Below are 11,341 nucleotides of genomic sequence, written 5' to 3' on the forward strand. Positions count from 1 at the left end.
TGAGTGATTCCGCCAGCTCAAATTTCTTAGCATCCGCATTCATCTGTTGATGAAGCGAGCAGGCTTGGCCGGAATGTAAACAAAAGAAAACCGGCAGGGGTGAGCCTGCCGGAGTGTTATGCTTTGGCCGGGGTTTATTGTCCGGTCGGTACAGCGTTCGGATTGGCCGGAGCCGGTGTTGCAGGTGCTGGCGTTGTGGCCGGAGCAGCTGCACCATTTGTCGAAGACGGAGCGCCGTTTGTCGCAGGTGCCGTCGAAGACGGTCCAAGCGTATCCAGAATGCCGTTGCCCTGCCCTTGGGTGGCGGGAATACGGTCCAGAATATCAGTCGGGCGCGATTCGTAACGGGTCAGAAGACCGAGGCCCAAAGACGTTACAAAGAACAATGCCGCCAAAATCGCTGTTGCGCGCGTCAGAGCATTTGCCGTGCCGCGTGCGGACATGAAGCCTGAACCACCGCCGATACCAAGGCCACCGCCTTCGGAACGCTGGATCAGAACCACGCCGACCAACGCCAGCACGATCATGAGATGAATAACAATCAGTACGTTCTGCATGACAATCCATTCCATGCCCCGTTTGGAGCACAATGAAGAAGTTTGCGGCTCTTTACATGAGGCGAAAGCGTATTCCAAGCCCCTGTAAGACGAAAGACGCTATCAAGCGGTCAATTGCTGGTATGCCGCATAGATGGACAGGAAATCGGTCGCTTTCAAGCTGGCACCGCCAATCAACGCGCCATCCACATTGTCTACGCCCATCAGCTCCAGCGCGTTGCCGGGTTTAACCGAGCCGCCATAGAGAATGCGCATGCCCTTGCCTTCCGTGCCAAAGCGCTTCACCAGCTCGTCACGCATGAAAGCATGGGCTTCACGGACGTCCTGGGTCGTTGGCGTCAGGCCGGTGCCGATGGCCCAGACAGGCTCGTAGGCAATCACTGTCGTTGCCGCCGTCGCCTCATCCGGCAGGGAGCCTGCAAGCTGGCGCTTGAGAATGTCCAGCGTCTGGCCCGCCTTCCGCTCATCAGCCGTCTCGCCAATGCACACGATGGCGATAAGCTCTGCCGCATGTGCGGCAGACGCCTTGGCACGGACCAGATGGTCGGTTTCTGCATGGTCGGTGCGGCGCTCGGAGTGGCCGACGATGACGTGTGTGCCGAAGCAATCGGCAATCATTTCAGCGGAAATATCACCCGTATGGGCGCCGGATGGATTTTGGTGGCAATCCTGCGCGCCGATTTTCAGCGGGCTGTCATCGCAAAGTGCGGTCGCCACATACAGCAACGTCGAAGGCGGGCAAATCAGCGCCTCGACCTTTTCGGACAGGGCGCCTTTAACCCCTTCGGCCATGGCCTTGATCTGATCGAGCGAATCGCGCGTTCCGTTCATCTTCCAGTTTCCAGCAACAAGCGGGCGAACATCAGGGGTCATTGGCGATCCATTCCTCATTCTTGACGAGGTGCTCGACATGCGCGAGCACCGCTAGCGGCAATTTTCCTTACCTTTTAATAGGTAGCGATACCATTTGGTACAAAAAAGCAACATTTTGGTTCAGAACTTTGGTTAAAATCGCTGCATTCCGCCGATTTTTTACCGCTCCAAAGCCGTTTCTTTGCTCACTTGGAGAGAATCCAGTTCAGAACCGCACGCCAGTCCGTCATCCGCACCGGCGTGCCATGAGATCCGGTTTGATAGAGCGTGAACCGTGTGGGTTGGTCAGCCTTCAGCATTGTGCGGAAGATTGTTGCCTGCTGCTCTGCCGAATAGACCTTGTCCTCACTGCCATGCGTAAACCACACCGGCTTTTTTGCCTTGGCAAAAGCACTTTTCGGAAAGTCTGGATCGACAGCGCCGCCGAGGATCGCCATGCCTTTGAGGTCGGCCACGGCTTTGTTATCGCGGCTGATGCCGTAGCAAATAAAGCTGCCCATGGAGGCGCAGCTGAGAATAACCGGGCGTCCTGCGGATTTTTGTTTTGCGTCGGCAATCAGCGCGGCAACGTCAGCCACGCCTTTTTCATCGAAACTGCGTATGCTGGGCGCATAATACGTGCCGCCATTGGCAACGGCGAGGTTTTTCAGGCGGTTGAAATTGCCGCCGAATGTATAGTCATTCATGCCCAGCCTGCGGTCTCCACCACGGCCATGGATGAAAATCACCGTGAATGACTGGCCAGAGGCCGGACCAACGCGCCCAACCTCCAGCGCCCTGCCCCCGGCGGAGATCGTTTCAAGCTCCTGAAATTTCTTCGGCGCCATATCGACATATTGCCGCTTCACACGCCGTTCCGGCGTTTCATCACGGCCATTGATGTCGCGCATTTCCTGATAATCGATGATTTGCGACGCGCTGCCATCGCTCGTGGAAAGCACCGTCTGGGCGGAAAACAGATCATCCTTGAAGGGTTTCAACGGCCCCGCGGCATCTTGCGCATAGGCTGGCAGGATCGCAACAGAGGCACAAAAAAGAGTACAAAAGGTGAAAATAGCTGTGGACATGCCGTGAGGAACCGTTTCATTTAAGCCTAAACACTTGCCATCCGGGCAAGCGCGGCGCAATCCTTGAGATAACTCGAAAACCAATTATCCGTGCTTGAGTAGCAAAAATACGATTGCCGTTCCGGCCAATCATACGCCTGCTCGCATGGCCAAATTCTGATTGAACTGGGCACAATGGACGATAGCAACGATCTTTTCTCCGGCAACACCGCAGCGCAGCGTAACGAACCCGAGACTCGTGACAGCACGCCTGCGCCTGCAATCAAACCTGTTGCCCGCGCGCCAAAGCCCGCAGTCGTTTCCACCTCATCGACTGAAGAATACGGCGCTTCGTCCATCCGTGTGCTGGAGGGGCTGGAGCCCGTTCGTATGCGCCCCGGCATGTACATTGGCGGCACTGACGAAAAAGCACTGCACCACCTGTTTGCCGAAGTCATCGATAACTCCATGGATGAGGCCGTCGCAGGACATGCCAACTTCATCGAGGTTCATCTGGATGCGGAAGGTTTCCTGACGGTCAGCGATAATGGTCGCGGTATTCCCGTGGAAAACCACCCGCAGGTTCCGGGCAAATCCACGCTCGAAGTCATCATGACCAAGCTGCACGCGGGCGGCAAGTTTGATGGTAAGGCGTATGAAACATCCGGCGGTCTGCACGGCGTGGGCGTTTCGGTGGTCAATGCCTTGTCTGATCTGCTCGAAGTGGAAGTGGCCAGAAACCGCAAACTTTATCGCCAGCGTTTTTCGCGCGGCGTGCCTATGGGCGGACTGGAAGAACTTGGCGATGTGCACAATCGTCGCGGAACGCGGGTGCGTTTCCATCCTGATCCGCAGATTTTCGGTGATCACGCAAAGTTCGAACCTGCCCGCATTTTCCGCATGGCGCGCTCCAAGGCCTACCTTTTCGGCGGCGTGGAAATTCGCTGGAGTTGCGATCCCGGCATGGTGCCGGCTGATGGCGATATTCCTGAAAAGGCCGTGTTCCACTTCCCCGGTGGCTTGAAGGATTATCTGGCCGCAACGCTCGGCAAAGAATTCACCGTCACGCGGGAAATTTTCTCCGGCCGCACGGAAAAGACCGGCGGCCATGGCGCAATGGAATGGGCTGTCACCTGGTATGGCGGCGACGCCCAGCTGCATTCCTATTGCAACACCATCCCGACCCCTGAAGGCGGAACGCACGAAGCAGGCCTTCGCATTGCGCTCACAAAAGGGTTGAAAAACTACGCGGAACTCACGCAAAACAAACGTGCAAAAGAAATCACCACGGATGACGTGATGATTTCCGCCGTCGGCATGTTGTCCGTCTTCATCCGCGAGCCGGAATTCGTCGGCCAGACCAAGGACAAGCTGGCAACGGTCGAGGCTCAGCGCCTTGTGGAGAACATTCTGCGTGATCCTTTCGATCACTATCTGGCTGGCAACCCAAATGAAGCGGCCAAGCTTCTGGACTGGGTCATCGAGCGCTCCGAAGAGCGCCTGCGCCGCCGCAAGGAAAAAGAAGTCAACCGCAAGACTGCCGTGCGCAAGCTGCGCCTGCCCGGCAAGCTGTCGGATTGTTCACAGAACACGGCGGAGGGTGCAGAGCTTTTCATCGTCGAGGGTGACTCCGCGGGTGGGTCTGCCAAGCAGGCGCGCAACCGCGCCAATCAGGCCATCCTGCCGCTGCGCGGAAAAATCCTCAACGTCGGCAGCGCCAGCCGCGAAAAACTATCCGCCAACCAGCAGATCGCCGATCTCATTCAGGCGCTCGGCTGCGGCACGCGCAGTAAATATCGCGATGAAGATTTGCGTTACGAGCGCATCATCATCATGACCGATGCCGACGTGGACGGCGCGCACATCGCCTCGTTGCTGATTACGTTCTTCTATCAGGAAATGCCGGAACTCATTCGCGGCAAACATCTCTATCTGGCCGTGCCGCCTCTTTACGTCATCCGGCAGGGCGCAAAAACGGTCTATGCGCGCGACGACGCGCACCGCGCCGAACTGATGGAAACCGTGTTCAAGGGCAAAAAGGTCGAAATCGGGCGCTTCAAAGGCCTTGGCGAAATGATGGCCACCCAGCTCAAGGAAACCACGATGGACCCCGGCAAGCGCACGCTTTTGCGGGTCGATATTGATGATGTGGATTTCGAGGGCACCCGCGAAGCCGTGGACAACCTCATGGGCACCAAACCCGAAGCTCGCTTCCGCTTCATCCAGGACCGCGCCGCTTTCGCGGAGAATCTGGACATCTAAAAGTAACTGCCCTCATGTCGATGCCGATATCGTTCGGCATCGATCAAGACGCGCCCTGCAAGCCAACAATCGTCTGATCAGCTAAATCTATCTGCCATATGGCACAGATGAATCGGCGACAGCGAACACCTAACGAAATTTGTCAGAAACACCCCTGCTCATGCACAACAAGCTGCATTGAGAAAAGCGACAATTTATATTCGGGGATGTTGACCTGCTGAGAGACAGCTTCGGCCGCAACGAAAGTTACGCGCAATTTCATCAGACGTGAAAGGATCGTTGTTTCTATCAGTGACACTGAAGAAAAAAAGAAAACGGATAAAAATCAACATCTTCTTTTAATCGCAATGGTCGGAGTGGAGAGATTCGAACTCCCGACCCTCTGGTCCCAAACCAGATGCGCTACCAGACTGCGCTACACTCCGCCTTTGCGATGAGGGGGAGATACACGGTTCGCTCACGCCCTGCAACAGATAAAATCATCTTTTCATTTGTTTTTTATGACCTCGTCTCAAGCCTCGTCAAAAGCTCCGGAGCGATTGATCAACGATAATATTACCAAGTTTTCACTTCACCCTGCCACGAAGCTATGCCAAGCCGGATAAAACAGTTGGAAACAACGTCGACGCGTTTCAATGGCTTAACGGCGCTTCGCTGCCCATAAGTCTTTTCGCTGCATTCTCTTGATGGATAAAAGAATGAAAACTGCCGATAACAATCAAGACAAAACCGATACGTCATTGCCACAGCCTGATCTTCGGGAGATTCTCGTTTCGGCAAAGTCCGGCAAAAAGAAATCGCGGCGTTTTGTCTATGTCGTTGTCGGGCTTTTGGCTCTCACGGGTGCAGCCACGTATTATTACGTGTTCGGCGGCTCCCGCGTTTCCTACACCTACACCACGCAGGCGGTGACCAAGGGCGATCTTTCTGTCATCGTCACCTCCACGGGTTCAGTCCAGCCAACGGACAAGGTGGATATTTCCAGTGAGCTTTCTGGCACCATCCGCAAGGTGAATGTGACCTATAACAGTCCCGTCAAGGCTGGCGATATTCTGGCTGAACTGGACACCAACAAGCTGGAAGCAGACGTGCAAAGCGCACGCGCCAAACTCGCTTCCGCCAAGGCCACCGTGCTGAAGGCCAAAGCCGATCTTGGCTCTGCCAATGCCTCGCTGGAGCGCCTGAAATCGCTGGTGCAGAGCCGAGTCTCCAGCCAGCAGGATCTGGAGGTCGCACAGTTTAATTATGACGCCGCCGGTGCAACGCTGGAAGTCAACGCCGCAGCGGTGCTGTCCTCAGAAGCGGACCTGCGTTTGGCGGAAGTCAATCTCGGCAAGGCCAAGATCGTTTCGCCCATCGATGGCGTGGTTCTGACCCGCAGTGTGGACCCCGGTGCCACGGTCGCCTCCTCCCTCAACGCGCCTGTCCTGTTCACCATCGCCGGAGATTTGCGCGAAATGGAGCTTCAGGTGGCGATTGACGAAGCCGATGTCGGCAAGGTGCAAACCGGCCAGACCGCAACATTCAACGTGGATGCCTACCCGGAAAGAAGCTTTCCGGCAGCCATCGAGACAGTAAGGTTCGCCTCGGAGACCGTCTCGAATGTCGTGACCTACAAAGGCATACTGACGGTGGATAACGCCGAACTGCTGCTGCGTCCTGGCATGACGGCAACCGCGAACATCGTCGTGGAGCAGATCAAAGAGGCCATTCTCGTTCCCAACGCCGCCCTGCGTTATACCCCGCCACGCGAATCCGCGTCTCGTGGTGGCGGGTTGATGAGCCTGTTTCGCCCTCCCCGCATGGGACGTTCCCAGCGCGGTGGCGAACAGGCGCAAATGGCAAAACGCAGCGTTTGGGTTCTGCGCAATAACAACCCGGTGTCCGTTGAGGTGGAAACAGGTTCCACGGATGGCCAATTCACCGCCATCAAATCGGGGGAGATTACACCCGATGATCAGGTCATCACCGATTCCACTCAGCGCAGCAGTTGAGGCGGGAGAAGAACATGACGTCTGAACCACTCATCGAATTTCGCAGCGTCGTCAAACAGTACGGTGTTGGAGAAGCGACGATCCGGGCGCTGGATGGCGTCAGCCTGTCGATCCGGGCGCGGGAGTTTGTCGCCATCATGGGGCCTTCCGGCTCCGGAAAATCGACGTCGATGAACATTATCGGCTGCCTCGACACGCCGACGGCGGGCGAATATCTGTTTCAGGGCGTGCCGACCAGCGGCTTTGACAACGAACAGCTCACGCTTTTGCGGCGGCACATGCTGGGCTTCGTGTTTCAGGGGTTCAACCTCCTGCCCCGCACCTCCGCTGTCGAGAATGTGGAGCTGCCGCTGATTTACCGCGGCATGAAAGCGGGTGAGCGCCGCCCGCTGGCCATGGAAGCGCTGGCACAGGTGGGTCTGGCAGGCCGGGAGCATCATACCACGCAGGAGCTTTCCGGTGGCCAGCAGCAGCGTGTGGCAATTGCCCGCGCCATCGTTACCAAACCCGCTCTGCTTCTGGCCGATGAGCCGACCGGCAATCTTGACACGAAAACCAGCACCGAGATCATGGACCTCATCACAACGCTGAACCGCGAAAAAGGCATCACCGTCGTTATGGTCACGCATGAAGAAGACATTGCCGCCCACGCCAACCGGCTGTTGCGGTTTGTGGACGGCCATCTCGCGTCAGACAGCGCCGCACAGAGTGTGGAGGCCGTCGATGTTTCTTGAAACCGCCCGCCTTGCCCTGCGCGCCATCAGCCGCAACATTCTGCGCTCATTTCTCACCGTGCTGGGCGTCGTGATCGGCGTTGCCGCTGTTATCGCCATGGTCACGATTGGCAATGGCACGACAGCGAAGGTGAAGTCAGAACTCTCGCGCCTCGGCACCAATATGCTGTTCGTGCGTCCCGGCCAGTTCGGACCGGGCCGTGCCAGCACGGAGGCCAAACGTTTTACCGATCATGACGTGCAAGCGATGCGCGACCAGATCAGCGGCATTCGTGCCGTCGCCCCCGTCAACAGAAGCTCGGCAGCAACGGTCATCTACGGTGGCAAGAACCACTCCACCAGCGTCGTTGGTACAACCAATGATTATCTGATTGCGCAGGACTGGACGCTGGCATCAGGCCGGGAATTCCTGCCTGCCGAAGATCGCGGTGGCCAGATTGGCTGCATCATCGGTGAAACCGTGCGGCAGGAACTGTTCGGTTCTGCAAACCCGGTCGGCCAGACGGTTCGTGTCAGCAACATCTCCTGCCCCGTCATTGCCGTTCTGGCACGGAAAGGCCAATCCGGTCTGGGCGATGACCAGGACGATACCATCATCATGCCGCTGAAAATCCACCAGCGACGCATTGGCGGCACCACCACCATCTCCAGCATCATGGTGTCGGCGCAGGACGGTGTTTCAACGGCAAAGGTGCAATCGGATTTGGAAAACCTGCTGCGGGAGCGCCGCAGGGTTGCCCTTGGCCGCGAGGATGATTTCAACGTCAACGATATGGCGCAGATTGCGTCCGCCATGACCGGCACGACGACGCTGTTGACCGGCCTTTTGGGCGCAGTTGCCGCCGTCAGCCTTCTGGTCGGGGGCATTGGCATCATGAATATCATGCTGGTGTCTGTCACCGAGCGCACGCGGGAAATCGGCATTCGCCTTGCCATCGGTGCGCTGGAAAAACAGGTGCTGACGCAGTTTCTGGTCGAGGCCGTCATGTTGTCTGCTTTTGGCGGCATCGCGGGCATTCTGACCGGGCTTGGCCTTGCCTATAGCGTGGTCAGCTTTTTGGGCGTCCCCTTCGTCACCAGCCCGTCAATCATCGCGCTTGCCTTTGCCTTCTCTGCGGCAATCGGCGTGATCTTTGGTTATTTCCCGGCACGACGCGCGGCAAGCCTCAGCCCCATCGAGGCACTGCGGCACGAATAGCCATGCCCGTTGTCATTCCTCTCCCCAATCTCCATATAGGAAGAACAGCATTATATGGAGTTTGAACGTGAGCGTAGCCTTTGTGAAAGAAGAGAGTGCGGAAACGGCTGCGGAAACGCACTTGCCGGACCGCCCCGTTTCGCCACACCCCAACCTCGTCACAGAGGCAGGGTTGAAGGCGCTTGAGCTGCACGTAAAGCAGGCACGCGAAGCTTTTGACGCCGCCAATATCATTGAAGACATCAATGAGCGCAGACGCCAGGCAGCACCGCATATGCGCGACCTGCGCTATTTTTCCGAGCGGCTGCACACGGCCCAGCCACTTCCAGCGCCGGAGAGCAATGATGTGGTTGCCTTCGGCAGCACCGTGACGTTCGAGCGCGATGACGGGCGGGTGCAGACCTATCGCATTGTTGGCGAAGACGAAGCCGACCCCAAGACGGGCACGATATCCTATGTCTCGCCGGTGGCGCGTGGGCTGATGGGCAAGGCCGTGGGCGATGTCATTCCCCTTGGGGACCATGAGCTTGAGATCACAGCGATCAAATAGAAACGACCGGGCGGGTTGCGATAATGTCGCCCAGCAGATATCTGATCCCCAACCAAGACATTTCCCATAAAAAATAAGGCCTCTCCCGATATGACAGCGGATTTTCTCGTCACCCATTCCGGTGGCTTCCACGCCGATGAACTGCTGTCCAGCGTCATCCTCACCCGGCTTTTCCCGGAGGCGAAAATCGTTCGCAGCCGTGCGCCAGAATGGATCACGCCAGCGTCAGATCGCATCATCTACGATGTCGGTGGCGCTTATGATGCGCAGGCCCGTATTTTCGATCACCACCAGCGCGGCGCGCCATTGCGCGAAGATGACCAGCCATACAGCTCTTTCGGGCTGATCTGGAAACATTACGGGCATGATTATCTTGCAGCCTCCGGCGTGCCTGAAACTGACATCGCAGCGATCCACACCTCCTTCGATACCAGCTTCGTGCTGCCCATTGATCTGGTGGATAACGGCGCGCTCAGCCCTTCCATCGCCGGGCAGCTTGCCAGCCTCACCTTGCCCGCACTACTGGAAAGCCTGAAGCCACCGTTCGACAACACTGATCCTGACGCGGACACCCAGGCATTCCACGCTGCCCTTGCCATCGCACGCAGCTTCGTTGAAGCCAGCATCGGCAAACGAGCCGCAAAATTGCGGGCAGAATCGCTGGTTTTGAAAGCAATCGAAGCAACTGGCGAAGGCCGGGTTCTGGAACTGCCCATCGGAATGCCCTTCCGCCCAGCCATCGTCAAAGCCGGCGCCGACCACCTTCTCTTCGTCGTCCACCCGCGCGACAAAGACTGGTGCCTGACCGGCATTCGCCGTGCAGACGAAGGTTTTGAACTGCGCGCCGATCTCCCCGCCGCTTGGGCTGGCCTCACCAATGGCGATCTGGAAGCGGCAAGTGGCGTAGAAGGCGCAACCTTCTGCCACAACGGCCGATTCATCGCTGCTGCGAAAAGCCGTGAGGCTGCATTGGCGATGGCGGATATTGCTGTTCGGAACGTGGTTTAACTCTTCGCTTCGTCACCCCGGACTTGATCCGGGGTCCAGCGCGATCAAGTCCTTGATCGCAAAAAAGTCTCTGGTGCCGCAGACGCGGCACACTGGATCCCGGATCAGGTCCGGGATGACGGAGGAAAAAGCGTCCTCAGACGCTAGCAGCCTCTTCGCGCTGCTTGGCAAGCACCGCCAGATCGGCTGGCTTCAATTCCACGGACTCACCACAGCCACAAGCCGACGTCTGATTCGGGTTGCTGAAAATAAAGCCGGAGCGCATTTTTGTGACTTCGAAATCCATCTGCGTGCCGAGAAGGTAGAGAACAGCGGATGGCTGTATCCAGACTTTGCCGCCGTCGAACTCGATCAGATCGTCCTTGGCGTCAGGCACGGTCACGAGGTCGATGGTATATTCCATACCAGCGCAGCCGCCTTTTTTAATGCCGACGCGAACGCCTTTGGCATCGGGGCCGGAATTTTCGACGATTGCTTTTACGCGAGAGGCGGCGGCCTCGGTTACGGTCATCACTGCAAAGCCCATGGGCCCACTCTCCTTAAACAATCGGGTTCAAGGCCCGATGCTTTCATGGATTCAATCTAATGCCGCCCGAAGGCGGTATCAATAGCGGACTTGAAGCGTGTTGCGTGAAAAAGGATTCGCGCAACACGCTTCAAGTCTTTGTTTTTCGCATGTCGTTCTCGCAAAACCGCTGCACAGTTTTGCGCGACATGCTTCAATACCAGCCGACAGCGACCTGTGCTTCTTCCGACATGCGATCTGCCGTCCACGGTGGATCGAAGGTCATTTCCACCGTGACGCCCGAAACACCCTCGACAGCGCCAACGGCATTTTCCACCCAGCCCGGCATTTCGCCAGCAACAGGGCAACCGGGTGCGGTCAGGGTCATCATGATCTTGACCATGCGATCATCTTCGACGTCGATCTTGTAGATCAGACCAAGCTCGAAAATATCCGCAGGAATTTCCGGGTCGTAGACGGTCTTAAGCGCTGCGATCACGTCATCGCTGATCCGCGCCAGTTCGTCCGGCGAGATGTTGGAAACCTTGGCGGGAGCTTCGGTCACGTCTTGTGTCTGTTCGGTGGTATCGGTGGTCATGATCCCTGATCCTAAT

The 11,341-nt window shown here is 57.2% G+C and carries 11 protein-coding genes and 1 tRNA gene; 6 read left to right on the forward strand and 6 right to left on the reverse strand.

Features of this window, described 5'->3' with window-relative positions:
• Positions 1-134 precede the first annotated feature (134 nt).
• From secG to RMR16_RS06840, 3 genes are all read right to left on the reverse strand, one after another.
• Positions 135-557 (reverse strand): preprotein translocase subunit SecG, encoded by a 423-nt coding sequence (gene secG, locus RMR16_RS06830; RefSeq protein WP_320201489.1) that lies wholly within the window; start codon positions 555-557, stop codon positions 135-137.
• A 102-nt stretch (positions 558-659) separates the two neighbouring features.
• Complete coding sequence (gene tpiA, locus RMR16_RS06835) at positions 660-1,430, reverse strand: triose-phosphate isomerase (protein ID WP_320201490.1); 771 nt, start codon at positions 1,428-1,430, stop codon at positions 660-662.
• Between the two features lie 185 nt (positions 1,431-1,615).
• On the reverse strand, positions 1,616-2,497 hold the full coding sequence (locus RMR16_RS06840; RefSeq protein ID WP_320201491.1) for an alpha/beta hydrolase: 882 nt from the start codon (positions 2,495-2,497) through the stop codon (positions 1,616-1,618).
• Positions 2,498-2,671: 174 nt separating this feature from the next.
• Here RMR16_RS06840 and parE point away from each other — a divergent pair, with 174 nt between their 5' ends.
• Positions 2,672-4,738 (forward strand): DNA topoisomerase IV subunit B, encoded by a 2,067-nt coding sequence (parE, locus tag RMR16_RS06845; RefSeq protein ID WP_320201492.1) that lies wholly within the window; start codon positions 2,672-2,674, stop codon positions 4,736-4,738.
• Positions 4,739-5,086: 348 nt separating this feature from the next.
• Here parE and RMR16_RS06850 read toward each other — a convergent pair.
• A tRNA-Pro gene (locus tag RMR16_RS06850) sits at positions 5,087-5,163 on the reverse strand.
• A gap of 273 nt (positions 5,164-5,436) precedes the next feature.
• On the opposite strand from RMR16_RS06850, the gene RMR16_RS06855 reads away from it, so the two are divergent.
• The 5 genes from RMR16_RS06855 to RMR16_RS06875 all read left to right on the forward strand — a co-directional run bounded on the left by RMR16_RS06855 (position 5,437) and on the right by RMR16_RS06875 (position 10,222).
• The gene (locus RMR16_RS06855; protein ID WP_320201493.1) at positions 5,437-6,732 is read left to right on the forward strand and encodes an efflux RND transporter periplasmic adaptor subunit; all 1,296 of its coding nucleotides are present in this window, start codon (positions 5,437-5,439) and stop codon (positions 6,730-6,732) included.
• A 14-nt stretch (positions 6,733-6,746) separates the two neighbouring features.
• Positions 6,747-7,466 (forward strand): ABC transporter ATP-binding protein, encoded by a 720-nt coding sequence (locus RMR16_RS06860; RefSeq protein ID WP_320201494.1) that lies wholly within the window; start codon positions 6,747-6,749, stop codon positions 7,464-7,466.
• Positions 7,456-8,664: an ABC transporter permease gene (locus RMR16_RS06865; RefSeq protein WP_320201495.1), complete on the forward strand. Its 1,209-nt coding sequence runs from the start codon at positions 7,456-7,458 to the stop codon at positions 8,662-8,664. The genes RMR16_RS06860 and RMR16_RS06865 overlap by 11 nt, the downstream gene beginning before the upstream one ends.
• Positions 8,665-8,731: 67 nt before the next feature.
• Positions 8,732-9,214, forward strand: coding sequence for a transcription elongation factor GreA (gene greA / locus RMR16_RS06870; RefSeq protein ID WP_320201496.1), 483 nt, complete (start codon positions 8,732-8,734; stop codon positions 9,212-9,214).
• Positions 9,215-9,304: 90 nt separating this feature from the next.
• A complete protein-coding gene (locus RMR16_RS06875) occupies positions 9,305-10,222 on the forward strand; it encodes an MYG1 family protein (protein WP_320201497.1) in 918 nt (305 codons plus the stop codon).
• A gap of 136 nt (positions 10,223-10,358) precedes the next feature.
• Here RMR16_RS06875 and sufA read toward each other — a convergent pair whose 3' ends face one another.
• Both sufA and RMR16_RS06885 read right to left on the reverse strand, forming a co-directional pair.
• Positions 10,359-10,748 (reverse strand): Fe-S cluster assembly scaffold SufA, encoded by a 390-nt coding sequence (sufA, locus tag RMR16_RS06880; RefSeq protein ID WP_320201498.1) that lies wholly within the window; start codon positions 10,746-10,748, stop codon positions 10,359-10,361.
• A gap of 193 nt (positions 10,749-10,941) precedes the next feature.
• Entirely contained in the window at positions 10,942-11,325 is a 384-nt protein-coding gene (locus RMR16_RS06885; RefSeq protein ID WP_320201499.1) for an SUF system Fe-S cluster assembly protein, read from the reverse strand.
• Between the last annotated feature and the right edge of the window lie 16 nt (positions 11,326-11,341).

Source organism: Agrobacterium sp. rho-13.3, from assembly GCF_033957765.2.
Taxonomy (GTDB): domain Bacteria; phylum Pseudomonadota; class Alphaproteobacteria; order Rhizobiales; family Rhizobiaceae; genus Agrobacterium.

Excerpts from the sequence above, each read along its gene's own strand:
- tpiA (WP_320201490.1), bottom strand. The coding sequence starts at position 1,430 with ATGACCCCTGATGTTCGCCCGCTTGTTGCTGGAAACTGGAAGATGAAC.
- RMR16_RS06885 (WP_320201499.1), bottom strand. The coding sequence starts at position 11,325 with ATGACCACCGATACCACCGAACAGACACAAGACGTGACCGAAGCTCCC.
- secG (WP_320201489.1), bottom strand. The coding sequence starts at position 557 with ATGCAGAACGTACTGATTGTTATTCATCTCATGATCGTGCTGGCGTTG.
- sufA (WP_320201498.1), bottom strand. The coding sequence starts at position 10,748 with ATGGGCTTTGCAGTGATGACCGTAACCGAGGCCGCCGCCTCTCGCGTA.
- RMR16_RS06865 (WP_320201495.1), top strand. The coding sequence starts at position 7,456 with ATGTTTCTTGAAACCGCCCGCCTTGCCCTGCGCGCCATCAGCCGCAAC.
- parE (WP_320201492.1), top strand. The coding sequence starts at position 2,672 with ATGGACGATAGCAACGATCTTTTCTCCGGCAACACCGCAGCGCAGCGT.
- RMR16_RS06860 (WP_320201494.1), top strand. The coding sequence starts at position 6,747 with ATGACGTCTGAACCACTCATCGAATTTCGCAGCGTCGTCAAACAGTAC.
- RMR16_RS06855 (WP_320201493.1), top strand. The coding sequence starts at position 5,437 with ATGAAAACTGCCGATAACAATCAAGACAAAACCGATACGTCATTGCCA.
- RMR16_RS06840 (WP_320201491.1), bottom strand. The coding sequence starts at position 2,497 with ATGTCCACAGCTATTTTCACCTTTTGTACTCTTTTTTGTGCCTCTGTT.
- RMR16_RS06875 (WP_320201497.1), top strand. The coding sequence starts at position 9,305 with ATGACAGCGGATTTTCTCGTCACCCATTCCGGTGGCTTCCACGCCGAT.